General features: G+C 55.8%; 19 protein-coding genes. 15 read left to right on the top strand and 4 right to left on the bottom strand.

Annotation, left to right across the window (positions count from 1 at the left end; all coding sequences use genetic code 11):
* Window position 1 precedes the first annotated feature (1 nt).
* Window positions 2–931: a transcriptional regulator GcvA gene (gene gcvA, locus K0J45_RS12675; protein ID WP_220042829.1), complete on the bottom strand. Its 930-nt coding sequence runs from the start codon at window positions 929–931 to the stop codon at window positions 2–4.
* A gap of 105 nt (window positions 932–1036) precedes the next feature.
* Between gcvA and K0J45_RS12670 the strand changes: the two genes are divergently transcribed.
* The 10 genes from K0J45_RS12670 to K0J45_RS12625 all read left to right on the top strand — a co-directional run bounded on the left by K0J45_RS12670 (window position 1037) and on the right by K0J45_RS12625 (window position 17102).
* Window positions 1037–1801 carry a TSUP family transporter gene (locus tag K0J45_RS12670; RefSeq protein ID WP_011866261.1) on the top strand — a complete coding sequence of 255 codons (765 nt, stop codon included), beginning with the start codon at window positions 1037–1039 and terminating at the stop codon, window positions 1799–1801.
* Window positions 1802–1968: 167 nt separating this feature from the next.
* Window positions 1969–4263 carry a hypothetical protein gene (locus K0J45_RS12665; protein WP_220042828.1) on the top strand — a complete coding sequence of 765 codons (2295 nt, stop codon included), beginning with the start codon at window positions 1969–1971 and terminating at the stop codon, window positions 4261–4263.
* Window positions 4264–4272: 9 nt separating this feature from the next.
* Window positions 4273–6045 carry a toxin-antitoxin system YwqK family antitoxin gene (locus K0J45_RS12660; protein ID WP_220042827.1) on the top strand — a complete coding sequence of 591 codons (1773 nt, stop codon included), beginning with the start codon at window positions 4273–4275 and terminating at the stop codon, window positions 6043–6045.
* A 106-nt stretch (window positions 6046–6151) separates the two neighbouring features.
* Window positions 6152–8470 (top strand): toxin-antitoxin system YwqK family antitoxin, encoded by a 2319-nt coding sequence (locus K0J45_RS12655; RefSeq protein ID WP_220042826.1) that lies wholly within the window; start codon window positions 6152–6154, stop codon window positions 8468–8470.
* 33 nt (window positions 8471–8503) lie between these two features.
* Complete coding sequence (locus K0J45_RS12650; RefSeq protein ID WP_220042825.1) at window positions 8504–9565, top strand: toxin-antitoxin system YwqK family antitoxin; 1062 nt, start codon at window positions 8504–8506, stop codon at window positions 9563–9565.
* Window positions 9566–9702: 137 nt separating this feature from the next.
* A complete protein-coding gene (locus tag K0J45_RS12645) occupies window positions 9703–10032 on the top strand; it encodes a hypothetical protein (RefSeq protein WP_220042824.1) in 330 nt (109 codons plus the stop codon).
* 281 nt (window positions 10033–10313) lie between these two features.
* The gene (gene yghU, locus K0J45_RS12640) at window positions 10314–11174 is read left to right on the top strand and encodes a glutathione-dependent disulfide-bond oxidoreductase (RefSeq protein ID WP_220042823.1); all 861 of its coding nucleotides are present in this window, start codon (window positions 10314–10316) and stop codon (window positions 11172–11174) included.
* Window positions 11175–11404: 230 nt separating this feature from the next.
* Entirely contained in the window at window positions 11405–12547 is a 1143-nt protein-coding gene (locus K0J45_RS12635; RefSeq protein ID WP_220042822.1) for an exonuclease SbcCD subunit D, read from the top strand.
* Window positions 12544–15600 (top strand): AAA family ATPase, encoded by a 3057-nt coding sequence (locus K0J45_RS12630; RefSeq protein WP_220042821.1) that lies wholly within the window; start codon window positions 12544–12546, stop codon window positions 15598–15600. Before K0J45_RS12635 ends, K0J45_RS12630 begins: the two co-directional genes overlap by 4 nt.
* Window positions 15601–15845: 245 nt before the next feature.
* Window positions 15846–17102, top strand: a complete 1257-nt coding sequence (locus K0J45_RS12625; RefSeq protein ID WP_258406837.1) for a peptidoglycan DD-metalloendopeptidase family protein — start codon at window positions 15846–15848, stop codon at window positions 17100–17102.
* Between the two features lie 75 nt (window positions 17103–17177).
* On the opposite strand, the gene K0J45_RS12620 is transcribed toward K0J45_RS12625, so the two are convergent.
* The 3 genes from K0J45_RS12620 to K0J45_RS12610 form a co-directional block, all read right to left on the bottom strand.
* On the bottom strand, window positions 17178–17684 hold the full coding sequence (locus K0J45_RS12620; protein ID WP_220042819.1) for a M48 metallopeptidase family protein: 507 nt from the start codon (window positions 17682–17684) through the stop codon (window positions 17178–17180).
* A gap of 75 nt (window positions 17685–17759) precedes the next feature.
* Entirely contained in the window at window positions 17760–18200 is a 441-nt protein-coding gene (locus K0J45_RS12615; RefSeq protein WP_220042818.1) for a DUF3010 family protein, read from the bottom strand.
* 326 nt (window positions 18201–18526) lie between these two features.
* Window positions 18527–19870 (bottom strand): DEAD/DEAH box helicase, encoded by a 1344-nt coding sequence (locus K0J45_RS12610; RefSeq protein ID WP_220042817.1) that lies wholly within the window; start codon window positions 19868–19870, stop codon window positions 18527–18529.
* A gap of 226 nt (window positions 19871–20096) precedes the next feature.
* Here K0J45_RS12610 and rssA point away from each other — a divergent pair, with 226 nt between their 5' ends.
* The 5 genes from rssA (at window position 20097) to K0J45_RS12585 (ending at window position 25425) form a co-directional block, all read left to right on the top strand.
* The gene (rssA, locus tag K0J45_RS12605) at window positions 20097–21044 is read left to right on the top strand and encodes a patatin-like phospholipase RssA (protein ID WP_220045298.1); all 948 of its coding nucleotides are present in this window, start codon (window positions 20097–20099) and stop codon (window positions 21042–21044) included.
* 166 nt (window positions 21045–21210) lie between these two features.
* Window positions 21211–21948: a Rossmann-fold NAD(P)-binding domain-containing protein gene (locus K0J45_RS12600; protein ID WP_220042816.1), complete on the top strand. Its 738-nt coding sequence runs from the start codon at window positions 21211–21213 to the stop codon at window positions 21946–21948.
* A 250-nt stretch (window positions 21949–22198) separates the two neighbouring features.
* Window positions 22199–24316: an anaerobic ribonucleoside-triphosphate reductase gene (nrdD, locus tag K0J45_RS12595; protein WP_011866246.1), complete on the top strand. Its 2118-nt coding sequence runs from the start codon at window positions 22199–22201 to the stop codon at window positions 24314–24316.
* A gap of 121 nt (window positions 24317–24437) precedes the next feature.
* Window positions 24438–24911 (top strand): anaerobic ribonucleoside-triphosphate reductase-activating protein, encoded by a 474-nt coding sequence (gene nrdG / locus K0J45_RS12590; RefSeq protein WP_220042815.1) that lies wholly within the window; start codon window positions 24438–24440, stop codon window positions 24909–24911.
* Between the two features lie 157 nt (window positions 24912–25068).
* Window positions 25069–25425, top strand: a complete 357-nt coding sequence (locus K0J45_RS12585; protein WP_011866244.1) for a YibL family ribosome-associated protein — start codon at window positions 25069–25071, stop codon at window positions 25423–25425.
* The last annotated feature ends 72 nt before the right edge of the window (window positions 25426–25497 follow it).

The raw sequence follows: 25497 nt of genomic DNA, 5'->3' as shown, positions 1-25497 counted from the left end.
TCTAGCTTAGATCGTCGCTTTGGTGGCGGTATGGGGCAAAGATCTCCAGCAGCCAGTCGATAAAGGCCTGGACCTTGAGTGGTCGCTCACTTTGCTTTGACGGTAGTAGATTAGGCGTCAACACATAGTAGGCATAGGGGCTGGTAAATTGGGTCGCTAAGGGGATCACCAGGCTGCCCTCTGCCAGCTCCTTTTCGATGAAGAAGCGGGGGATCAGAGCAAGCCCCATGCCACTGACCGCCGCCTGACTTAGCATATAGAAATGCTCCATCCCAAGCATCTTGTCTGTGGTCAGCTTGAGTCCTACCTTCTCGGCCCACAGTGGCCAGAGCTCGGGGCGGGTGGTGTGTTTTAGTAACGTCTGACGGTTGATATCTTGAAGGCTGTCTATCTGCTTGGCCAGCTGCGGCGCGCAGACCAGGCAGAGATCTTCATCCATCAACTTGAGTACATGGCAATGGGTCGGGCGCACCGTGGCGCTGCGAATGGCCACATCATACTTGTCCCGCTTGAAATCCACCTGAAAGTCGCCGATGGAGAGATCCACATAGAGGTGGGGATGGCGGGCCTTAAACTCCTCGAGTCTCGGGATCAACCAGTTAATGGTGAGGCTGGGCAAGACGTTGATCGACAGCGCCTGCGCGATACCCGGTTGTGACCTTAGCTCCTCTGTGGCCTGGCTGATACTTTGCAGTGCGCTGCTGATATGGCGCAGATAACGCTCGCCCTCAGGCGTGAGGCTGAGCTGTTTATGCTGGCGGCTGAACAGGCTGACATCTAAGTAAGACTCTAATAATTTTATCTGCTTACTGATGGCACCATGGGTGACAAAGAGTTCATTCCCAGCGCGGGTAAAGCTTAGATGTCTTGCCGCAGACTCGAAGGCACGCAGGGCATTTAGGGGCGGGAGTGTCAGTTGGTTCATCTTCATTCTGTGAGATTATTTCACGCTAAGGCGAGGATAACTCCTTTGCTAAATGTATGCAAAGCGCGTTTAATAGCGGCCAATTGTGAATAAACCTTTTAAAGAGTCCCTATGTCCCTCGAACTGAGTTATGAACTGATGGCACTGCTGTTTGCAGTGGCCGCCCTGGCCGGTTTTATCGACGCCATAGCCGGAGGCGGCGGCCTGATCACCATTCCTGCGCTCATGTGGGCGGGCCTGCCACCCACGGCGGCGCTGGCGACCAACAAGCTACAGGCCTGTGGCGGCAGTTTTTTTGCCAGTTTCTACTTCGTGCGTAAGGGGATGGTGGATCTCAGTAAGATGAAATTGGCCATCTGCTGCGCCTTTCTTGGCGCCGCGCTTGGGACGGTCGCGGTGCAGCTAATCGATGCCAGTGTGCTTAAGCTGCTGTTGCCTTTCTTGATCCTGGCGATCGGCTGCTATTTCCTGTTTTCCAAGTCCATCAGCGAAGAGGATAAGCATCAGGTGATGTCGCCAACCCTCTTTGGCCTGACGGCCGCCTTAGGCGTGGGCTTCTACGATGGTTTCTTCGGTCCGGGTACCGGCAGCTTCTTCGCGCTGGCCTTCGTGTCGCTTGCCGGATATGGGCTGGCGAAGGCAACCGCTCACGCCAAGGTGCTCAATTTCTCCACCAACATTGCCTCGCTGATCTTCTTCGCCTTGGGCGGCAAGGTGTTCTGGCTGCTGGGCGGCGTGATGCTGTTGGGTCAGGCGATTGGCGCTACCTTAGGTTCGCGCATGGTGGTGACTAAGGGCAGTAAGATCATCCGCCCGCTGGTGGTGACCATGTCGATCGCCATGAGCGGCAAGTTGCTGCTGGAGCATTATCTATAGTCTTTTCTTTGACATAAGAGGGCTGTTGTAGCCGTAAGTCAGTGACTTAGGGGATCTGACAGCGGAAATCGAATGCTGTGTATTTCACCTGAGTTTTGTGTAGAATGGCTGAAGGTTTAGTTTAATCTCATTACATTTCAGTAACATGCAAAGCCAGGGAAGTTAGGATGGCCTTTAGCCAAAACAGGATTGTTTGTACGGCATTGACGCTCTGTTTGAGCCTGTTCGCGTTTCAGAGTCATTATTGTGAGGCGCATAGCCGGGAAACGGATGCCCGCCCCCATGAATATCAAGTCACCATGAGTACCCTTTATGCCCATGGTGACAATCAGCAAGTCGGCGTCCGGGCCCGGGCGCTCCTCAAGTATCAAACTGATTCTGCATCGAGTAACACCGAGTCGGTTAGCCTCTCTGTTATCCCGACTATGCTGCAGTACCAAGACCCTGCCTATCGACTCAATATCAATAGTTTCGATGATGCTGGCCGCGGCGCGGCGCTGGCCAAGATAGTGCGTCAGGGAGTGCAATTAAGGGGTGATGACAAGGTCGCTACAAGTCAAAGCCAGGCGCGTTTCACGGCTCAGGATGAGTGGGATGCCTATCTGGCCAAGCAGGGCAAAGAGGCTGCCAGGGCGCTGGCACCGCTGAAATCCCTGTTCACGCTCAATCCGCTCATTCCCCAGACTCAGTGGCAAGCAAAGGCGCCTAGTGTGGGTGACACCCTTGAGCTCGGTAATTTCATTCAAACGGATACAGATGCATTAGCCCCCTGGAAGATAACCGCCATCGAGGGGCAATGGGTGACGGCGACGCTTGAACAGAGCAGTGAGCAACAAGGAATAGAAAACCGACGCTATGGCCAGCTGAGGTTCGACAGGCGTAGCGGCTGGCTAGATAGGCTCTTGCTGGTGGAGCAGCAAGAGAAAGGCGATAGGAGGCAGACGCGCCGCTGGCTGCTGGCGCCGAAATCGACTCTCTATGTGAGCGACATGCTGTGGCAGGATGAGGGCGACTCGAACGATGACCTTGAGCCCGACTTGTATGAGATCCCAACCTTGCCCATGACGCCAGACGACCCTGATGCGACTCTTCCTATGATGGAGCCGGACCAAGGGATCATGTCAGCCGGGTGGGGCGGTGATGATATCGAGCTGCGCTATATTCATGGCCTAGTTGCGGGGGACTTTGCCACCTCGGTCGAATACCAAAATATCCAGCTTATCGACTGGCGCGATCGGGTGATAAATCTGCCCTTGTGGCGCCACAGTGCCCGCGGCGCCAGCGCCCTGGAGGGGGTGGTCAGTTCAGGGGTAAATCTGCTGCCGCTCGGCTGGGGCGAGAGCCGGGCCAAGTTGGAGGAGCTCTATCAGATCCGCGCCGAGGTGAGTTTTACTCCGGTACGCACATACACCGAGCAAGTTTCCTGGCAGGCGCTGCTGAAGCAGTCTTACCGCTTTGGCGAGGCGACGCTAATACTCAGTGCACTGAACAAACCCGGTCGCTATCGCCTGGTCGTGACTAATCGTGGAGTTAACAGCCTGTCGCCTGATTTCAACGGCCTGAACGGCAAGTTGGGCTACGAAGCGCCTGAAGGTCAGGGGCCTAAGTGGCTGACGAGCACAGAGCAGCTACTGCTCGATGAGCTCTTTATTCTTGAGCAAGCTTCTGGCGAGCAGGCCTCCCGTGAGCAGACTAGTCATGTCTACATCTTACAGCTAGCAGAGGTGCCCAAATTACTCTCAATCCTCCATGGCGAGCAGTTAAGAGATAAGGTGAGGACAAAAGCTATCACCTTTGTGACTCAGTCAGACTATGAGGCGAACCTCGCCAATCCACCGCTAACGCCAGCCTCAAGGGGCGGCTTTGACAGCGGTGCATCTGCTAAGTCGAGGGATAGATGGCAGTTCGCTGAGCCGTCGGTCGTCTCTCGCACAGGTAACGATCTCTATGTCCCTATGCCGACCGCCCTTGCCGAGGTGTGTCGGCCGCAGATAGATAAAGGATTTGATGAGGTCGGTAAGCCGGTGCAGTGGCGGCTTATCGATAACGGTCAGGGGCAGAGCGCCTATGTGCTGGCTAGCCAAGATGGCAGCCGGCGCTATTTCTACGACAAAAGCATCCAAGGCAGCATTGTCTGCCAGGGGCGCCCTCAGTGGCTGAGTATTGGGCAGGGCGATAAGCGTCGTCCCTGGCTGGTGGATCTAACCCCTTGGCTATCTAATCTGGATAAGCGCAAGGCTAAGGTGAGTCGTTTGTATCGCTCGCTGCTGATAACAGACGCCGAGGGGCGGCCACTGTCGCCGCGTCTGCCTAAAGACGGCGTGGGGCAGGGGCTGGAGAAGGCCTTGGTTGAGGGGCGATTTCTTAGCGTCGATGGCGCGGCGAGCAGCGCCGCCTATCTTGCCATCGGTGATGAGCCTATGAGCTTTCCCTATCAGTTTAAGCTCAAGCCACTGCCCTAGGAGATGAGTATGCAGCGTATCTTACTGTTTCTGCTTGTCTTGTGTGTAAGCTTGGGCGCCGCCGAGGCGAGCATCTGGCTCGATAAGGACTGGCAACCGACCGAGCTAAAGAGCGAGGCCAAGTTTTATCTCAAAAAACCACTTGAGCCTCTGCCCGGCCCGTCCTTGGGGCGGTTTCGCTTCGAGCCCTATTATCTCGGCACAAACATCAAGCAATTTAGTGGCGACCTAAGCAGTGACCGCCTGGGAGATAAGGGCACTCATCCCGTGGGGCCTTATCGCTTCTTCGCCAGCGATGGCGCCTTGATCGAGCAGGGCGAGTTTAATGACCAGGGGCAGCGCCACGGTCAGGTGAAGATTTACGATGAGCAGGGAAAACTCAGCTGCGACTGTCAGTTCGATAGGGGCGAAAGAGAGGGCGCGCAGAAAGAGTATTACCCAACAGGCGAGCTTAAGCGCGAGTCTGTTTATCACCAGGGTAAGCCAGTGCAGCAGGAGATGGTCTATACACAGACCGGGGCGCCGGTACGTACCCTTTGTCATACCGGGCGGTGCAGTGACCGCTTCTACAACCCACAGGGTCAGCTGACCATGGAAAGCCAGAAACGAGGTGGGCGTAAACATGGTACCGAAACCTTCTGGCAGGATGGCAAGGTGGAGGTGACCCAGGCCTATCGTGACGGCAAGGAGGAGGGGGATTACTTTGCCTATTTTCAAAGTGGTCAGCTCAAGCAGCATCTCAGATGGAAAAATGGGGTCAAGACCGGCGAGCAGCTGAACTATTTCGAAGATGGTCGCCTGGCCAAACGCGAGGTCCTCGATGAACGTGGCCGCACCGAGAGCGTGGTCGAGTATCGTGACAATGGTGAGAGCTATCTCGAGGCGGAATATCGCTACCTCGCCGATGGCGACCGCCAAGAGGTGAGGCGCTTCTATCAAAAAGAGGTCTTGGTCAAGCAGATAGAGCAGCACAAACAGAGGCAGTGGCGTCTGGTCAGCCAATATCTTGAGGGCGAGATGATAGGCCGCGAGGAGACTATAGCGGGTAAGCTCACCGGATTAAAAATTGAGGCAAAGCTTGGCGGTAACAACAGGCTTGGCGCCAACAATAGCCACGCCACTAATAATAACCACGGCCGGAATAATCAAGTCGCCTGGATAGAGAAGAGCCACTATCACGACGGCGTGAAGCAGGGAAAGGCCGAGAAACGAAGCGGCGATGGCAGGCTCATCTATCAGGGAGAATATGCCGCCGATAAGCCGGTGGGTGATTGGGTGATGCAGAGCCGCGAGATGCGTACCCGGTGCCACTATAACCGCCATGGCCGGCTTGATGGCGAGTATTTATCCCTGGGAGAGGCGGGTCAGGTGTTGGAGCGAATCCATTATCGCGATGGCGAGCTGACCGGCAAATTTGAGCGCTACTATAGCGACGGCGAGATCTACGCGCGTGGCCAATATCTTAACGGTCAGCGTGACGGCGATTGGATAGTGCCGCCGAGCGAGGAGGATTATTCGCCGCGGCCTGTGACTCGGCGTGAGTATTGGCAAGGCCGATATCGAGCAGGTAAGCAGGTGGGGAAATGGCAGCGTTTCAGCGCCCAGGGCTATCGGCTGGCTATCGCAAGCTTCGATGAGCAGGGGCGCCTGCATGGCACTCAGTATGCGTTTTATGATGATGGCGCCCTGAGTAGGCGAAGCGAATATCGCCACGGTGAGCCGACCGCGGCTGAACAAAGCTGGCCCTATCGCACTCAGCATGAGCTGATCTTTAGGCGATAACTGCAGGGCCTGGCTGCACCCAGCATTATTCAGTAAATATTATTTTTTTAGACGTCTTTTAGAAACATGTTTTTAGGAACAAATGGTTAGGTACAAGGAAGCTTATATGCACTCTAATCGCGCTTACTCTGTGTTGTTGGCTGGGATCGGCCTGGGCGTGTCTACCTTTATCGCCAGCCCCGTGGCGGCGAGTCAGAATCTTTCCAGCCTGATGGTGGAGATCCGCCAGCAGGAAGGGATCGCCACCTACTACAACCTGGCCACCGGCATGGCGCTGAGTGGTCAGGTGACCCTGGTGCGGGATAATCAAGGCTATACCCTGGGGGAGTTTGCCCAGGGCGTGCCCAATGGTCGCTGGCAGGTCTATCTGCCCAACAATCAGAAGTTGGTGGACGGCGAGTATGTCAGCGGCCTGCAGTCGGGGCGCTGGCAGCTGTTTAGGCCAAACGGCGAGCTGAGTGAGGAGCAGTTCTATCTCAACGGCGTGCCAAGCGGCGAGTGGGCCGAATATGATGACTTGGGTAACCTCTATCAGAAGACGGTCTATGAGGCTGGGGTGAAAACCCAGGTGCTGCGCTATTTCGCCAGCGGTAAGCTTAAGGCCAAAGAGGCCTATGTCGATAATCTGCGCCACGGAGTGTGGGAGACCTACCATGCCAACGGCGTGCTGGCTCAGCGACAGCAGTATGCCAACAACCAGTTGTCCGGCCCTTATCTTGCGCAAAACAGCGAGGGGCAGGTGATTGAGACAGGCATGCTAGATGCCAATGGCGAGCGCCAGGGCAGCTGGCAGACGTTCTATGATGATGGTACGCCCGAGCGCGACGAGCATTACGTCGCCGGTCGCCTGCATGGCGAGAGTCTAAGCTACTATCCCAATGGCCAGTTATCGCTGCAGGGGCAGTACAGTGAGGATCTGCGCCAGGGCACTCTGGTGCATTACAGCGACACCGGGGTTAAGCTCGAGGAGGAAAACTACCTCGATGGCGAACATGACGGCATTCAGCGCTATTTTAACCGCGCCGGTATCCTGGTGAGCGAGCTGAACTATAAGGCGGGGCTGCAGGCGGGCGAGCAGAAGACCTATTTTGACGATGGCAAACCTAAGAAGGTGATTCGCTACCAGGATCAGATTCTGGCCGACAACGGGCAATATCCCTTGCATGGCCTGCAGCAGCGCTTCGATCCGGCGGGTAACCTGCTGGCCACTGAGCATTACGATCTGGGGCTGAGAGATGGCAAGTTCGAGACCTATCGTCAGGGCAAGTTGCAGCGTCAGGAGCAGTGGCGTCAGGGCGCGCGTCATGGGGATTTCATCGCCTATTACGATAATGGCCAGTTGCGCAGCCTGGATCAGTATCAGGACAATCGCCAGACAGGCAAGGCCGAGCGCTATTTCGACGACGGCACCCTCAAGGAGCGCGGGACTCGCATCGAAGGGCAATGGGTCGGCAAATATGAATCCTTCTATGAGACGGGTAAACCCAGAGAACTTATCTATTACAGCGATGAGAAAATCGCCGGCCGCAGCCGCTATCCGCTTCATGGCGCGTTTTCCCGCTGGTATGCCAACGGCGATCTCAACGAGGCTGGCGAGTACAAGGATGGCGAGAAACAGGGAACCTGGCGTCAGTATCGTCAGGGCATAGTGAGCCGTGAGATGACCTTCGAGGTGGGTAAGCTAAACGGGCCTTACAGCGAGTTTGACAACGGACGTCGCCGGGTAACAGGTCATTACCTTGAGGATCGCAAGGAGGGCGAGTGGACCGAGTATCGCTACCAGGAGAAGGACCCCAGCTTTGGCCCTATTCCCGAGGGCAACATCTATCGCGTCAGCCATTATCATCAGGACAAACTCGAGGGCGAGCGGGCCTATTACAGCTTTAAGCAGGTGCGTTATCGCAGCGAGCAGTATCAGGCGGGTGAACTCAGCGGCCACTACAGCGAGTATTACGCCAATAACGGTCAACTCAAGCGCGAGGGCGAGATGCTCAAGGGGGAGCAGGTCGGACTCTGGCAAAGCTGGTTTGAAGACGGCGTGCTGTCGGAAAGCGGCGAGTACTTGGCCGGTAAACTTAACGGCGAGTACGCCAAATATTACCCCAATGGTCAGTTAAAGGTGCGTGCTCACTACCAGAAAGACAAGCTTAGCGGCGAGCAGCTCAGCTATTTCCAAACGGGTAAGCCCCAAGCCAAGGAGCAGTGGCTGGATGGTCAACGTGAAGGCGAGGCCAGCTATTTTCACGCCAATGGCAAGCAGGCCGAGCAGGGGGCCTTCCTGCGCTCTCGTAAGGAAGGCTTGTGGCGCGCCTACTGGCCAAGTGGTGAGCTGCGAAGCGAAGGCAGTTATATCGCAGACCGTCAGGCCGGCGACTGGGCCTTCTATGATCAATTCGGCAAGCTGATCAAGACGGAACATCACTAGGTGGCGTGTCGAAAATGCGGGTGGTTAGATAAGATGTGTCCCAGTCTCTTGCTCAGTCGAGCCGCTGAGCGTTTGCTAGGTCGGGCCGCGACGCTCTTTCTTGGTATTCTCCTGATACCCGGTTGCAGCGAGGCGCCACAGCTGCCCGTAGATGAGCAGGCGCTGTCGCCCATCGACTGTAGCAGACAAGAGGTCTACGGCATCTGGGTCGATACGGACTGTCTGGAAGGCTATCGCGGTGAGCCCTTCAGTGGTATCAAGACCACAGGCAAGCCGGAGGGCTTCTTCAGTGCCACCCAGTATCTCGAGGGGAAACGTCATGGATTTAGCTTCTCGGCCGAGGGCAGTCGCATCTTGTCCCAGGGTTGGTATCGCCAAGGGATAAGAGAGGGTGAGCACTTAGACTACCATATGCAAAGCCAGCGACCGAAACGTCAGGCCATCTACAAGAATGGCGAGGAGCAGGCGGTCGCCCTGTTCGATGAGGCTGGCATTATAGAAAGTTATCGCCGCCTGGAGGGCGATAAGACAGTCGAGTCCATCACCTATGAGCAGGGACGCCCCTGGACGCACCTCTTTTTTCAGGACGGCGAGCAGCGTGAGCGCCAGCGTCACTATTTCCCAGACGGCAGCTTGGCCAGCGACGCCCTGTTTCGTAAACAGGATCTTAAGCGGCTCAGTGAGATAACCTTCTATGCCAGCGGCAAGGTCAAGACGCGCTATGCCTATGATAGGGAGAGCAACCAGGCCACGCAGCAGACCTACTGGCCAAACGGTCAGGTACAATCGCAGCAGCAATATGGTTTCGATCCGCTCATCGTGCGCCACGGTGAGCAGCGCAGTTTCTGTCAGTCTAGCGGCGCGCTCGAGGAGCTCGCCCATTATGAGATGGGCATCGAGCAGGGGCGATTCGAGTGGTATCACTGCAATGGCCAGCTGATGAATGCCAAGGAGTATCGACAGGGGGTCATGGTGGATACAGAGGTGAAGACCTTCGATGAATCGGGCAACCTGATTAAGCGTGAGCGCTTCGACGGCCAAGGGGAATTACTCGAGGCGTTTTACTTTAACGCTGCCGGTCAGCAGATCTATTAAGAGCGCCCTTGATTCCGGCGCTATTATTCGGGTGCTATGATCCAGGGGCTATGATCTAGGTCCTGTTTTGTTAGCTTAGGGAAAGGTAATATAGCCGTCTTATTTTTCGTCAGATTCGATGTGAGATTTCAACGCCCGTGACGCGCAAGCCAGATAGCACCACCGCCATGTTACAGCTGATCGATCAGGTCAAGCAGGCGATGCCGCTCAATGAGCCCGAGACCTTCGTCTGTGGCCCTCAGGGTTCCTGTATCGGTTGCCCCAAGAAGTTACTCGAGCTGGTCGACAGCGAGATGCGCTATTGGGAAAGCGCCATCGAGCAGGGGGAAACGCCATTACTCGGTGAGGTGAGCCGCTTCGCCAAGTTGTGCCGCAATGTGCATCGCGGACTTGCCCGCAGCGGGATCTTAGAAAGATACCAGGCCAAACAGGCCGACGAGTCGGATGCTGATGCGGATTCGGATTGAGTCATTCTGAAACGCCTTTTATTGAGCGAACGCCTGTCAGTTGTGGCCTTGCGGTGAATGGCGATTTTCTTTCATGCCAATTCAGTTGGCCCTATAGCCAAAGGTTCTATCCAATTGACCCCACAAGGGTTTAAATTGTCAGCATACGCCCCGAGATCACTCCAGGACAGAGTATGTCCCCAGCGGGCATGGCGCGAAGCTATCGCGAGACTATTGCGAAAACTATTTCGAAACTATTGCGACGCGATCGCGACACCAACTAATAAGATAAAGGAAGCAGTATGTCTGAAACCTATATTCCCCCGAAAGTGTGGACCATGGACAGCGAAAATGGCGGTACCTGGGCCAGCATCAATCGCCCCACGGCGGGCGCCCGTCATGAGGCCAAACTGCCCCAGGGCAAGCATGGCTTGCAGCTCTATTCCCTGGCGACACCTAATGGTCAGAAGGTCACCATTATGCTTGAGGAGCTTCTCGCCCTCGGCGCGGATGCCGAGTATGACGCGCATCTTATTCAGATAGGTGAGGGCGAGCAGTTCTCCAGCGGCTTCGTGGCGGTCAACCCCAACTCTAAGATCCCCGCCTTGCTGGATAAGACGGGCGATACTGAAGTCAACGTGTTCGAGTCCGGCGCAATCTTGCTTCACCTGGCTGAGAAGTTTGGCCATTTCCTGCCAGCGACTGGTCATGAGCGCACTCAGGTACTCAACTGGCTCTTCTGGCTGCAGGGGGCTGCGCCCTATCTCGGCGGCGGCTTCGGTCATTTCTACGCCTATGCGCCGGAAAAGTTTGAGTATCCCATCAACCGTTTCTCCATGGAGGTAAAGCGTCAGCTGGATCTGCTGGACAAGCAATTGGCCGAACACACTTATATCGCCGGGGACAACTACTCCATTGCCGACATGGCGATCTGGCCCTGGTATGGCAATCTGGTGCTGGGTCATGCCTATGACGCCGCTGAGTTCCTCGACGTCGACAGCTATGTGCATCTCAAGCGCTGGGCCGAGCAGATCGCCGCGCGGGACGCGGTGAAGCGCGGTCGCATCGTCAATCGCACCTGGGGTGAACCTTGGGAGCAGCTGGCCGAGCGTCACAGCGCTGCCGATATCGACGCCGTGCTGGCGTTGACGCCGGATAAATAGCTCGCGCCCACAAGCTTGATAAACAGAGAAGGCCCACCCGTTAAGGTGGGTCTTTTTTATTTAGACGAAATAAAACGCTGGCCAAGAGTTTATGGCAGGCTAGGTTTTGGCCTAATGCAATAACCATCGACTAGAAAGCCCAAGCTGGCGCATTGCCTAATGGGGTGACATTTCTTACTATAGCTTGCAGAGCTTCTCTACCTATCCTCCTCATTTTTAAACGAGAAAAGATGAAATTTATCCATACCTCAGACTGGCATATCGGCCGTCAGCTGCACAATCAGAGCCTGCTGGACGATCAGCGTCATGTGCTGGAACAGATAGTCTCCCTGGCCAAGACCCACGAGGTCGATGCCCTGATTGTCGCCGGTGATATCTATGATCGCTCCGTGCCGCCGGCCAACGCAGTGGCCCTGCTCGATGAGGTGCTCAACGAATTTATCGCCCTTGGGATCGATGTCATCATGATCGCCGGAAACCATGACGGTCATGAAAGGCTGGGGTTTGCCGCACGCCAGATGCAGGCCAGCGGCCTGCACATCATAGGTCCCTTGGCGCCCAAGGTGAGCCCCATAAGATTAAGCTCAGGCAGCGGCGATGCCGTTTTTTATCCGCTGCCATATGCCGAGCCTGCCACCGTCAGGCAGCAACTCGATTGCGAGGCCAGCAGCCATGAGGAGGCGATGGTCGAGCTGCTCAAGCAGGTGCAGGACCATGACAGTCAGGGATTGCCTAAGGTGGTAATAGGCCACTGTTTCCTCGATGGCGGCAGCGAATCGGACTCTGAGCGACCGCTGAGTATCGGCGGTGCAGACAAGATCTCGCCTAAGCATTTCGTGCCCTTCGACTATACGGCCCTGGGTCATCTCCATGGCCCGCAATACAAAGGAGCCGAGCAGGTGCGCTACTCTGGCTCCATCCTTAAATACTCCTTTAGCGAGCAGCATCAGAACAAGTCGGTTACCCTGGTGGAGCTCACGGCAGACAGCCAGGCTGTCATGACACTGCTGCCGCTCAGCCCGCTGCGTGATGTGCGCATCATAGAGGGCGCGCTCGATGACTTGTTGCAGCAAGGGGCGAAAGATCCCGGCCGAGAGGATTATCTGATGGTGCGTCTGCTGGATAAACACGCCATCTTAGATGCCATGGGCAAGCTCAGAAGCGTCTATCCCAACGTGCTGCATCTGGAGCGCACCGGCCTGATGGCCAATAATCAGCAGCTGGCCATCGCCTCGGATCACATCAAGAAGGGTGAGCTCGAGATGTTTAAAGATTTCTTCACTCAGGTCTCCGGCGATCCACTTAACGAGGCGCAGCTTGAGCTGATCACCCAGACCCTGGATGAGCTGCACAAAGGGGAGGCGGCGCAATGAGACCACTGCGACTGACCATGACTGCCTTCGGCCCCTTCGCCGACGAGCAGATCATAGATTTTGCCGCCTTGGGCAGTAACCCGCTGTTTCTGATCAACGGCCCCACGGGGGCGGGTAAGACGACGATTCTCGATGCCATCTGTTTCGCCCTCTATGGCAAGACCACAGGGGATGAGCGCGAAGGCACCCAGATGCGCTGCGACATGGCCGATGAGCAGAGGCTGACTCAGGTCAGCTTCGAGTTTGAGCTTGGCAGCACACGTTATCTCATTCGCCGCGTGCCCGAGCAGCCAAGGGCCAAGAAGAGTGGTGATGGCGTGACGCTGCAAAAGAGCGAGGCCCAGCTGTCTCGCTTCGACACAGATGGCAGCGAGACCCTGCTGGTGGCGGCCAAGGTGTCTGACGCCACCGCGCAGGTAGAGCAGTTAACCGGTCTTGATGTGGATCAGTTCCGTCAGGTGATGGTGCTGCCCCAGGGCAAGTTTCGCGAGCTCTTGATGGCCGACTCTAAGGCCAGGGAGAAGATCTTCAGCCAGCTGTTTCAGACCCACATCTATCGCCGTATCGAGGAGCGCCTCAAGCAGCAGGCGGCCGGGATCCGCCGTGACGTCGAGGCGATGCGCAATCGCCGCGGCGGCATTCTGGAGGGCGCCGAGTTAGCAAGCGATCAGGCACTTATCGATGAGCAGGCGCTCATTGCTCCCGAGCTGGAACTTGCCCTAGCGCACAAGCAGCAAGCCGAGCAGGCACTGCTGACCGCCAATCAGAATCTGGACAAGGGCCAGAAGCTGCAGAGCGATTTCAATCGCCTGCAGGCGCTGCAAAGCGAGGGTGAGGGGCTCAAGGCTCGCCAGGTGGAGGCGACTTTGTGGCAACAAAGACTGCAGGCGGCCGGTCGAGCCAATAGCCTGAGCCCCCTGTACCGGGCGATGCAGTCCCGCCTCGGTGAGCAGCGCTCGGCAAGCCAGCACTTAGGTGAGTGCCAGCAGATTCAAGCTAGCGCCGAGCAGGCATTGAATCAGAGCCAGCAGGCCTTCGAGCAGCTGGGCGCGCTCGAGCAAGAGCAACTGAGCCAGCAGCAGCGCCTGACCCAACTTGAGGCACTAGCGCCTCAGCTAGAGCAGCTTAATCAACTGAATCAGCGACTCGCCGATGGCCTGGCTAAGATGCAGGCGGCCGAGGCGAGTGGTAAGCAGAGCGCCAAACAGCTAGACGAGCTTAATCAGGCTCGCCAGGAGATGGTGAGTCGCCGCGAGACGCTTAAACGTGACGCCGAGCCGCAGCTCGCGTTGCAACAATCTCTGAGCGACGGCCATGCCCAGCTCAAGGTGTTTGAGCGCTGGCAGCAGCAGGGGCTGGAGATCGCGGCCCTCGAGCAGAAGTTAACGGCGGCTAAGACAGCAGGCAGTGAGCTTGCCGAAAAGCACAAGCAGGCAATCGATGCCCATAAGCGTCTGGAGCTTAGTTGGCATCGCGGTCAGGCGGCGCGCCTGGCGGCCGAGTTATCACCGGGCGAGCCTTGCCCCGTCTGTGGCAGCCTGGAACACCCAGAGCCTGCCATGGGCGAGTTTGACCTGCCGAGCGACGAGGCGCTGGCCCAGGCTAAGCAGCGAGAGAGCGACGCGCTCAATCTGCTGCATCAGGCCAGAAGCGAGTATAAGCTGCTCCAGCAATCCCTTTCGAGCCTGCAGCTAAGTGCATCTCAGCTGCAAGATGAGCTTGGCGAGGCGGCAGGCTTGTCGTTTGATGAGCATCAGGCGCGACTTGCAGAGCTCAGCAGCGCGTTCGAGCGGGCCAAGGCGGCGCAGCAATCACTTGCCCAGCTAGAGACTCAGCTTGAGCGTAGCGAGCACCAGGGACGAGAGCTACAAACCGCGCTGGATGAGGCGCGCGCCCACTACGGCAAACTGGCCGAGCAGCTGGCCAGCGACAAGGGGCAGTATCAGCAGATAAGTGCGGCCATTCCACAGGGCTTTAGCGACGTGGCGACGCTCAGCACGGCCATTGCCGATCTTACCAAGACTATCGATGAGCTTAAGGCGCGCCAGCAATCGGTGAGGGCGGCCCATGCCAAGGCGGAGCAGGACAACGCGGCGGCCAAGGCCTCGCTGGAGGCGGCGAGCCGTCGTCTTGGTGAGGTGAATGCCCTAGCCGAGCAGGAGAGCCTGAGTTTCCAACAGGCGCTAGCGACTTCGGAATTTGAAAGCGTTGCCGCCTTCGAGCAGGCCTGCCTGACCGAGGCCGAGCAGGCCGAGTTGTCCAATCAGATTAAGGCGTTCGAGCAGGCGCTTATCACTCATCAGGCTAACCTGTCTCAGCTCCAAGAGGCCTTAGCCGGTTGTGAGGCGCCGGATATGAGTGCGCTCGAGCAGCAAAAAATGGACGCCGAGCAGGTGATGCAGCAGGCCTTAGCTCAGTGGCAGAAGGTGAGCGCCAGGGCGGCTCAGCTAAGTCAAACCCAGGAGCAGCTCAAGTCGCTGGATCTTAAGGCCGGCGCTCTCGAGCAGCAGTACGCCGTGGTCGGCACCCTGGCCGATGTGGCCAATGGCAACACGGGTAACAAGATAAGCCTGCAACGCTTCGTGCTGAGCGTATTGCTGGACGATGTCTTGCTGGAAGCCAGCCACAGGCTGCAGCTGATGAGTAAGGGGCGCTATCGTCTACTGCGCAAGGAGGAGCGGGCCAAGGGCAACAAGGCTTCTGGGTTGGAGCTGGAGGTGGAAGATGCTTACACCGCCAAGGTGCGCTCAGTGGCGACCCTGAGCGGCGGCGAAAGCTTTATGGCAGCTCTGTCTATGGCCCTTGGGTTGTCGGATGTGGTGCAGGCCTATGCCGGCGGCATTAAGCTCGATACCCTGTTTATCGACGAGGGCTTCGGTAGCCTGGATCAGGACTCTCTCGAGCTGGCCATCAGAACCTTGATGGATCTTCAGTCTGCGGGTCGCATGGTGGGGGTGATCTCCCACGTGACCGAGATGAAGGAGCAGATCGCTAGCCGCATCGATATCCTTAAGAGTGCCGAGGGTAGCGAGATTAAATTAGTTTTACCTTAAGCTAGATTTAAAGGGTGCTGATATCAGTGGGATTTTCAGCACCTTTTTAGTTTTTTTGTCTGTTTGGTCGCCAAAAACCTCTGTTTATTCCATTAAATTGTGTTGTCGATCGGTTTGTAAATGCCGTTATTTTTGATATAACTTGGCATCGACCCCATGTTTTATGGGGTTTTGGGGTCTAATGATAAGCATAATAATGAAAAATGAGGCACAGGTTGCGCGCAGGTAAAATTTCTTTTTTGAGCATGTCTCAATCCCGTATCATGGCGTTACCCTCGCCCCACAAGAAGATCTTATTGGCGGCCGGGCTGGTCGTGGGCGCGGCGCTGCTTTGGCCAAGCCAGAAACAGGCCCAGCCACAACGCATTCCGGTGGCGTTGGATATTGAGTCTCTGGTGACTAACCTGCACCTGGGCGACGAAGCGGTCGAAACCCTGTCTCATGCCGATTTTGTTAAGACCATAGTGTCCGGCGATACCCTCAGTGGCTTGTTTGTCGAGGCTAATGTGGATCAGCAGACCATGTACAAGGTATTGGAGGCGGATTTGAATATCCTGGCCCTAGATACCCTCAAACCCGGCAACATCATACGTTTCTGGCTCAATGACTCGGGCCAGCTCGAGAAACTCGAACTTTACTTCAATGCGGCGCGCCAGGTGGTGTTTAGCCGTTACGAAGAGGGTGGTTTCAGTGTCGATGAGATCAACATCGACGGGATCTGGCAGGACAGAGCCTTAAGCGGTGAGATCCAGGGCTCCTTCTATCTGTCGGCTCAGCGTATCGGCCTCAATGCCGGCGAGATTCAGCGCATCGAGACCCTGCTGAAAGAGAAGCTGAATTTTGCTCGTGATCTGCGCGCGGGCGACCGATTCTCTGTGCTTAAGAGCGATCAATATATCGATGGTGAGGTGACGGGCAATAGCGATATTCTCGCGATCACCATAGAACGTGGTCGCAGCACGATCAACGCCTACCAGAATAGCGACGGCAACTTCTATGACGATCAGGGCCGCAGCCTGGCAAGGGCCTTCCAGCGTGTGCCGCTACAGAAGAACTACCGTGTCAGCTCGCGCTTTAATCGCCATCGTCACCATCCGGTTACGGGTCGCACCGCGCCCCATAACGGCACAGATTTCGCCACGCCGATCGGCACTAAGGTGGTAGCCCCTGGCGATGGCATCGTCTCTTTGGTGACCGACCATAGATATGCGGGTAAATATGTGGTGATCGACCACGGCAACAAGTATCGTACCCGTTATCTGCATCTCTCTAAGGCCCTGGTGCACAAGGGACAGAGGGTGTCTCGAGGCCAGGTGATCGCCCTGTCGGGTAAGACGGGCCGCATCACAGGGCCACATCTGCACTATGAGTTCCATATCAATGGCCGCCCCGTGGATCCTATGAAGGCGGATATCCCTATGGCGAGTAAGCTGTCGAAGAAGCAGATGGGCGAGTTTGCTCAGCTGGTCAAGGTGCGCCAGATGATGATGGGCCAGAGCTAAAAAGCTAATTAATACCGATTGATTTAACGGCTTATCGAAGAGAAAAACGCCACATGATGTGGCGTTTTTTTATGGTTAGGCTTTCTCTTGGGCCTCGAGATCCAGCATGGTGAGCCATAGCCGCAGGTCAAACTCCAGCTGATGGTAGTCACCCTGCATATGGCAGCAGAGCTGATAGAAGGCCTTGTTGTGATCCTTCTCTTTAAGATGCGCCAGCTCATGTACCACCACCATACGCAGCAGGGGCTCGGGCACCTCCTTGAGGCGCGCGGCGATGCGGATCTCATTCTTCGACTTGGTCTTGCCGCCGTGATTCTTAGCGACATAGCTGTGCAATCCAAGGGCCTGCTTTTTGAGGGTGATCTTATCGTCAAAGATCACCTTACTCAGGGGGGAGGACTTCTTAAGGTAGCGGTTCTTCAGCGCCATGGTGTAGTCATACAGGGCCTTGTCGCTGCGGATAGTGTGACTATCTGGATAGCGGCGTTCGAGGACACTTCTCAGTCGATTAGTCTCGATCAGTTCGTTGACCTGGCTGATAAGCTCGGGCCGATAGCCTTGCAGATAGGGCAGTGATGACATAAGAAAAAGCCTAGTGGATGGCGGCTAAGGTGACGCGATTAGATAACGCCGGGCGCGATGCGCCCGGCAACAGGCTTAATCTTTCTTGGTGAAGATGCACTTGTTTTGGTAGCAGTAGGCGACTTCGAAGGCGCTCTTTTGGAAACGCTTGAGATCCAGACCGTCGAAATCCACCATAGGCGGATTGCGCTTGAGCTGCTCCTTGATGTTGACCGGTGAGATCAGGTGCACCGGCAGGCCGCAAAGCTGAATCGCCGCTTCCATCTTGAAGCTGGTGGCGCTGCCTGCCAGTTTGCCTTTCTGCTCGCGCTCTATGATGGCGACCTGATCGACCTTGTAGTCTTGCATCAGCTTGCTAAAGGCGAAGTGGAACTCTTTAATCGACTCAGTGCTGGCCGAATTAGAGATGGTCAGTGAGCGAGAACGGCAATCAGGGATGTTAAAGGTCTCACCCTCATAGCTCAACAAACAGATGATGGCTTCGCCACCTTTTAACTCAACGCCACAAACTCTCATGATAACCCTAATATAAAAAAATCAATGGCGGCTATTGTAACCTTAATTGGCCCGATTGAGCACTAGTTGTTAGGTGAAAATCGCCGCTATCGTCTGCCGCTTGATTTAAATAGGGTGGCATGTGCCATAGATAACCGCCCGACACGATAGGCGTCGGGAGATGTAGAACAAATACAGAATAGATGCAGAACGGGTAAAGAACAGTAGAGAGCAGATAGACGACAGATAAAACGGGCAATAAAAAGCGGCCCTCAGTGAATACTCAGTGACCGCTAAGTGCCCGCTAAGTGACCGCAAATCATAGGTTTTAGGCTCGGGGCCAGGCGTTAATCTTCAGGGGTATCCTGCAGTTTCGCCTTGGGCTTTCTCAGCATTGGCGCATCGCCTACATCGACGCCTGTGATGAAGCGCTTATCCCGCTGCTTCTTCGGCTTGTCGCTGCTGGCAGCCTTAGCCTTCTTGGCCTTAGGTTTCGCCTGCTGCTTACCCAGGCGCTTCTCCTGGCTCGGCTTGTCTTTTAGCCCCTTAAACTTAGGCGCCAACTCCTCCAGCTCGCTGAACTCAAAGCTTTTACGCAGGAAGTTTTGTACCTGCTTGAAGTTGACCCAGTCTTTCGGCCCGACCAGGGAGATAGCATCGCCCTTGGCGCCGGCGCGGCCGGTACGACCGATACGGTGAATATACTCTTCGGCAAACTTTGGCATGTCGAAGTTGATCACCAAGGATACGTTAAGTAGATCCAAGCCGCGGGAGGCGACGTCTGTGGTGACCAATATCTGCTGCTGACCACGGCTGAACTGGTCCATGATCTGGTTACGCGCCGCCTGTTTCAACTCGCCGCTGAGGGAGCTGGTGCTAAAGCCCTGTTCGGCCAGCACGCCAGCCAGGCGGTCGGTATCGCCACGGGTGGCGGTGAAGATGATCACCTGCTTGTGGGGCTCAAGCTGTAGCAGACGGGTGAGCAGCTGCTCCTTGTGGCTCAGGTTGTCGCACAGGTAGATCTTCTGGGCGATATCCTGGTTCTCCACATGGGAGGCGCCTATGGCCACATGCTCTGGCTCCTTGAGTAGCTCGACGGCAATCTCGTTGATCTGGCCGTGATCTAAGGTTGCCGAGAACATCAGGGTCTGGCGACGCTTGTGATCGGCGGCCTGGTTGATGGCCCTGAGCTGTTCGGCGAAGCCAAGATCCAGCATGCGATCGGCCTCATCCAGGATAAGCAGCTCGAGTCCGTTGAGGAACAGGTGACGCTGGGCCAAGTGATCCGCCAGACGGCCCGGCGTTGCGACCACGAAGTGGGGGTCTCTCGCCAGGGCCTTGGCCTGATCGTTAAAGTTCTCGCCGCCGAGGATCTTGATTGCCTTGTATTGGGTGTTGGCGACCAGCAGGCGCAGCTGGCTGTAGACCTGGGTGGCCAGCTCTCGGGTCGGTAGCAGGATCAACACCCTGGGATCGCGCTTGCTTAGCGCCTTGGTGGCTATGACGCGCTGCATTGCTGGCAACAGGAAGGCCAGGGTCTTGCCCGAGCCCGTCTTAGACGATGCCATAAGATCTCTTCCCGATAAGCCTACGGGTATCGATTGCGTTTGGATCTCGGTCGGCGTGTCGATGCCCATGTGTTCAAGGCTGGTCAGTAGACGTTTATCGAGTGAAAAATCTGAAAATTGCAATGCTGTGCTCCGAAATATAGATAGGGGCGCATTATACATCGCCGTGAGCGATTCAGCCATGACTTGCGCGCTGGCTCGTCGCCAGTCAATGCTAAGGCGCATCGCTTAGATTAATTTTTACCGCTATAGGCTGTGCGGCGTCATGGTTTGGCTTATGATGAAAACTAAAGACAATAAGACGCGGCTTGCTCAAGCGGCTCGCGTCCCAGGGAGAGTAACAGAGAAGATGGCGAATATCGGCATTGCACTGGGCAGTGGTGCGGCGAAGGGATGGGCCCACATAGGTGTGCTAAACGAGCTGGCGAACATGGGAGTCTTCCCCAACAAGGTGGCCGGCTGTTCTATCGGCGCCGTGGTGGGCGCCGCCTATGCGCAAGATAACCTTAACGATCTAGAGGCTTGGGTGACCAGCTTTTCCAGCTGGGATGTGTTGGGCCTGATGGATCTGAGCTGGCGCAAAGGCGGGCTGATTGGCGGCGAGAAGGTGTTCGACGTGATGCAGCAGCATATCGGCAACCTGGATATCGAGCAGATGCAGATGCCCTTTGCCGCGGTGGCGACCGACCTCTATACCGGCCAGGAGATCTGGTTTAAGCAGGGCAGCCTGCGTCATGCGGTGAGAGCTTCATGTTCCATGCCGGGGATCTTGCCGCCGGCGCGCATTGGCGAGCGCTGGCTGGTGGATGGCGCCGTGGTTAACCCTGTGCCCGTGTCGGTGAGCCGTGCAATGGGCGTCGACCTAGTGATTGCCGTGGATCTTAACGCTCACAGGAAGACCCGCCATCAGCAGCTGCCCGTGGCCATCTCTTCCGATGTGAAGGCCAGTCAGGCAGAGCAGGTGAAAGCCGAGAAGGAACTGGAGAGCGGCTTTATGGATCTCTTGGCCCGGGGACGGGATTATGTCAGCGGCTTGACCGATAAGTTTTCCCTCGGTAATCGCAGTGAGCCAGGCATGTTGGCTGTGATGTCCCAGTCGATGGATATCCTGGAGCAGCGTCACAAGCGGGTACGCCTGATGGGGGATCCACCGGATATCCTGATCACCCCTAATGTGATGGAGATTGGCACCATGGAGTTCCACCGCGCGGGCGAGGCGATCGAGGCGGGACAAGAGGCGGTGAGGCAGGTGGCCCATATCATCCGTGCCCGTATCGATGAGCTAGAGCGTCATTAATAGTTTTAGTAATAGCCCTTAGGCGTCAGTCCTTATAAACAGGAGTTGTTTAAATAAACGGCTAACATTCCCTAAGGCTTGTCTCTTTAGGAGTTCTGGCTAGGAGCTTTGGCCTGGTTTTTGCTGCTTGTAGGGATATTTCTCTGCAGTAGTCGAAAAATTGACAATGAATTCAATTAGCCAGGCCATTAATGGTTCACAAGCCAATCTGATTGCCAACAGCTATGGCCTAGATACACACGGCCAAGAAGCCCATGGCCCTGATACACAGGGTCAGCACACACGCGATGTCGACGGCTCATCGGCCAGTGACAAGGTGACCCTGTCAAATCAAGCCTCCAAGACGAAAACGACAGGCCCAGATATTCCTCAGGAGGCGGTATTTCTCTCGGCAAGGGCGGAGCGGGCGCAGAAGATAGAGGCGATGGCCAAAGACTTCTTCTCCAAGGGGCAGTTTGGTATCGGTGATATTCCCAAGTTAATTCAGCGTCTGCATCAGGACGGCATCTTATCAGAAAGTCAGCTCAATCGTCTGAGTCAGGCGGGCTTTGAGATCCCAAGGGGCGATGGCTCGCAGCCGTCGCTGCTCGACTTTATCGCCAGCCAGCGCGAGCAGCTCAAGGAGAGTAAGCCCGATAGCGTGATGATTGCCATGCTCGATGACGCCGAGTCTGTGCTCAAGCAGATGGACAGCCTCGACACTCAGGGACTGAACCAGAAGGCGGCGCGGGTATCGGCCCAGCTGTCGGTGTTTGTACAGGGCGATAACGGTCTGACGAGCAGAGACAAGGAGATGTGGCAGGCGCTTAAATCCACCATGCAATTGGCCGCCGCATCGGGAAGTTCGCAACAGGCTTCCGGGCAATTACAGCGTTATCTGGCACTATCTAAACGAATTACGTAATTTATTCACAGTTTGTCCCATTTTTATCCCGCATCTAGCTCCCTTTGCCGACTGGGTCAAGGCAAGTTTTAACGATAAGTGGCCCAGTTGGCAGTAATCTTGTGTCACAAAATTCCATCCGCAAATTAATGATCTGGATCAAGGTACTTGAGCCTAACTTGTAGCTTAATGCGCTACATATTGTGTTCATCGTCTATATTAACACTATATATGGTGTTAATTTGGCCGTTACTTGAGGAGATATTGAACAATGCCAGTGGTTATTAAGCGGGATGGTTACCGCACGCCTTTTGACGAAACAAGGATTCGAGATGCAGTGGTTGCTGCAGCAAGTTCGGCAGGTATTGATGATGTTGCCTATGCCACCGAGGTGGCCTTACAAGTACGCCAGTCGGTGGCCGAGCTCGAGCAGGTGGATATTCACGACCTGCAAGATGCGGTAGAAAATCAGTTGATGGAAGGCCCCTACAAGCAACTCGCCAGGGTCTATATCGAGTATCGCCACGACAGGGATATTCATCGTGAGTTGAGCAGCCGTCTCAACCGCGAGATCCGTGGCTTGGTTGAGCAGAGCAATGCGGCGCTGCTGAACGAGAACGCCAACAAAGATTCCAAGGTGATCCCGACCCAGCGTGATCTGCTGGCGGGCATTGTGGCCAAACACTATGCTACACGCCATATTCTGCCTAAGGATGTGGTGGCGGCCCATGAGTCGGGTGAGATCCATTATCACGATCTCGACTATGCGCCTTTCTTCCCCATGTTTAACTGTATGCTGATCGATCTGGCCGGTATGTTGACCCATGGCTTCAAGATGGGTAACGCCGAGATCGAGACCCCTAAGTCTATCTCTACCGCCACGGCGGTAACGGCGCAGATCATCGCCCAGGTGGCCAGCCATATCTATGGCGGCACCACCATCAACCGTATCGACGAGGTGCTCGCGCCTTTCGTCGCCAAGAGCTATGACAAGCACTATCAGGTCGCGTTGACCTGGGGGATCACAGACGCCAAGGCCTTTGCCACGGCGCAGACAGAGAAAGAGTGTCACGACGCCTTCCAGTCGCTGGAGTATGAGGTCAACACCCTGCACACCGCCAACGGCCAGACGCCTTTTGTCACCTTCGGCTTCGGCCTAGGCACCTCCTGGGAGTCGCGCCTCATTCAGTCATCCATGATGAAGGTGCGCATGACTGGCCTGGGTAAGAACCGTAAGACGGCGGTCTTCCCTAAGTTGGTCTTCGCCATTCGCGACGGCATCAACCATAAGGCGGGCGACTGCAACTATGATATCAAGCAGATGGCGCTCAAGTGTGCGTCGATGCGCATGTACCCCGATATTCTCAACTATGAACAGGTCGAAAAGGTCACCGGCTCCTTTAAGACGCCTATGGGTTGTCGCAGCTTCCTCGGTACCTACGAGGAGGAGGGCGAGCTGGTGCACGAAGGGCGTAATAACCTTGGCGTGGTCAGCCTGAACCTGCCGCGTATCGCTATCGAGGCTAAGGGTGATGAGACGCGTTTCTATCAGCTGCTGGATGAACGTCTGGCGGTGGCCCGCCGCGCCCTGGACACGCGCATCGAGCGTCTACAAGGCGTGAAGGCGAGGGTAGCGCCAATTCTTTATATGGAAGGTGCCTGTGGCGTGCGTCTGCGTGCGGATGATGAGATCAGCGGCATCTTTAAGAATGGCCGCGCCTCTATTTCCCTGGGGTACATCGGCCTGCATGAGACCATCAATGCCCTCTATGGCAGCGAGACCCATGTGTATGACAGCGAGGCCCTGCGCGGCAAGGCGCTTGCCATAATCGAACACCTCAAGGCGGCGACCGTGCGTTGGCGCGAGGAGTCGGGCTATGGCTTCAGCCTCTACAGCACGCCTAGCGAGAACCTGTGTAGCCGCTTCTGCAAGCTGGATACCGAGGCCTTTGGGGTGATCGACGGCGTAACGGATCGCGGCTACTACACCAACAGCTTCCACCTGGATGTGGAGAAGAAGGTGAACCCGTACGATAAGTTGGATTTCGAGCAGCCCTATCCGGCGCTCACCAGTGGCGGCTTCATCTGCTACGGCGAATACCCCAACATGCAGCACAATATCGAGGCGCTGGAAGATGTGTGGGACTACAGTTACAGTCGGGTGCCTTACTATGGTACCAATACGCCGATTGACGAGTGCTACGACTGTGGCTTTACCGGCGAGTTTAGCTGTACCAGTAAGGGCTTTACCTGTCCTAAGTGTGGCAACCATGAGCCGAGCCGGGTGTCTGTGACCCGCAGGGTGTGTGGCTACCTGGGTAGCCCGGATGCCAGACCCTTCAACTATGGTAAGCAGGAAGAAGTTAAACGCCGGGTGAAGCACCTTTAATGAGCTGAGCCAGGCAGCACCAAAGTTTCGTCTGCTGGCACAAAGTGAATATTGAAAGTGAAAGAAAAGATGAAGATAGCAAGGCGCCCCGGGGCACTTGCTATCTTTGTATGAGGGGCACATGAACTATCATCAATATTTTCCCATCGACGTGGTCAATGGACCCGGCACCAGGGCGACCCTGTTTGTCTCGGGCTGCGAGCATCAGTGCCGGGGCTGCTATAACCAGTCGACCTGGAATCCTGACTCGGGCCATCTGTTCGACGAGGCTATGCTCGAGCAGGTGATTAAGGATCTCAATGATACCCGTATTGTGCGCCGCGGCCTGTCGCTCTCTGGCGGTGACCCCCTGCATCCGGGCAATCTCAATGTCATCTTGGCCTTAGTTAAACGTGTAAGGCAGGAGTGCCGGGGCAAGGATATCTGGCTGTGGACCGGCTATCGACTCGATGAACTCAGCCCGGCCCAACAAGCGGTTATCGCCCATGTGGACGTGCTGGTGGATGGCAAATTTGAGCAGTCGCTTGCCGATCCCAGCCTGGTGTTTCGCGGCAGCAGCAATCAGGTTATTCACTATCTCACCGACAAGCGCTGATTTTAGCGGCAGATAGAGTTACGGCTTGGGTGCACCGATGCCGGATGACTTGTTCGTACCTTCCTCATTAGTGGTATAATGTTCGCCAAACTGGCAAATGCTGCCTATTTTTATCTGAGTGGCATTTGTATATTCGCGAGATTTTTAAGGCAAGTTAATGAATTTAAAGCAAGAGTTACAGCAGTTAAACGATCGTCTCGACAAGTATCGTCGTAAATTAGATGCGGCGGAGAAGCGTGGCGATCAGGCGGTGATTTTGCAATTTAAGCAAGAGATCAATGCGGTAACTAAGCAAATTACCCATGTTAAACAGCAGCAGAGCCGTCAGTTGAACAAACGCGGCACAGAGGTGAGCGAACTTGCCTTTAGCCGTGCGCTGACCAAGGCCGAGCAGGCGGATATGGGTAAGCTCAAGCGTTCGGTGAAGGGCTTGATCGTTGTGCACCCCATGACGGCCCTTGGACGTCAGATGGGACTGACTCAGGTGACTGGATACGCACCTAAGGCCTTCTAGGCCATAGAGGATTTTGATGGCGGCGTGAGCGACTTCATAGCCTTGCCGCCACTCAGGGCGTATCCTTATAAG

Source organism: Shewanella alkalitolerans, assembly GCF_019457575.1.
GTDB classification, from domain to species: domain Bacteria; phylum Pseudomonadota; class Gammaproteobacteria; order Enterobacterales; family Shewanellaceae; genus Shewanella; species Shewanella loihica.
This window is presented reverse-complemented; position numbering and strand designations above follow the sequence as displayed.

Coding starts and splice junctions, on each gene's coding strand:
- K0J45_RS12670 (WP_011866261.1), top strand. CDS start 1,037: ATGTCCCTCGAACTGAGTTATGAACTGATGGCACTGCTGTTTGCAGTG.
- K0J45_RS12650 (WP_220042825.1), top strand. CDS start 8,504: ATGTGTCCCAGTCTCTTGCTCAGTCGAGCCGCTGAGCGTTTGCTAGGT.
- gcvA (WP_220042829.1), bottom strand. CDS start 931: ATGAAGATGAACCAACTGACACTCCCGCCCCTAAATGCCCTGCGTGCC.
- K0J45_RS12585 (WP_011866244.1), top strand. CDS start 25,069: ATGAATTTAAAGCAAGAGTTACAGCAGTTAAACGATCGTCTCGACAAG.
- K0J45_RS12620 (WP_220042819.1), bottom strand. CDS start 17,684: ATGTCATCACTGCCCTATCTGCAAGGCTATCGGCCCGAGCTTATCAGC.
- K0J45_RS12660 (WP_220042827.1), top strand. CDS start 4,273: ATGCAGCGTATCTTACTGTTTCTGCTTGTCTTGTGTGTAAGCTTGGGC.
- K0J45_RS12655 (WP_220042826.1), top strand. CDS start 6,152: ATGCACTCTAATCGCGCTTACTCTGTGTTGTTGGCTGGGATCGGCCTG.
- K0J45_RS12630 (WP_220042821.1), top strand. CDS start 12,544: ATGAGACCACTGCGACTGACCATGACTGCCTTCGGCCCCTTCGCCGAC.
- yghU (WP_220042823.1), top strand. CDS start 10,314: ATGTCTGAAACCTATATTCCCCCGAAAGTGTGGACCATGGACAGCGAA.
- K0J45_RS12665 (WP_220042828.1), top strand. CDS start 1,969: ATGGCCTTTAGCCAAAACAGGATTGTTTGTACGGCATTGACGCTCTGT.
- nrdD (WP_011866246.1), top strand. CDS start 22,199: ATGCCAGTGGTTATTAAGCGGGATGGTTACCGCACGCCTTTTGACGAA.
- rssA (WP_220045298.1), top strand. CDS start 20,097: ATGGCGAATATCGGCATTGCACTGGGCAGTGGTGCGGCGAAGGGATGG.
- K0J45_RS12625 (WP_258406837.1), top strand. CDS start 15,846: ATGTCTCAATCCCGTATCATGGCGTTACCCTCGCCCCACAAGAAGATC.
- K0J45_RS12615 (WP_220042818.1), bottom strand. CDS start 18,200: ATGAGAGTTTGTGGCGTTGAGTTAAAAGGTGGCGAAGCCATCATCTGT.
- nrdG (WP_220042815.1), top strand. CDS start 24,438: ATGAACTATCATCAATATTTTCCCATCGACGTGGTCAATGGACCCGGC.
- K0J45_RS12635 (WP_220042822.1), top strand. CDS start 11,405: ATGAAATTTATCCATACCTCAGACTGGCATATCGGCCGTCAGCTGCAC.
- K0J45_RS12600 (WP_220042816.1), top strand. CDS start 21,211: ATGAATTCAATTAGCCAGGCCATTAATGGTTCACAAGCCAATCTGATT.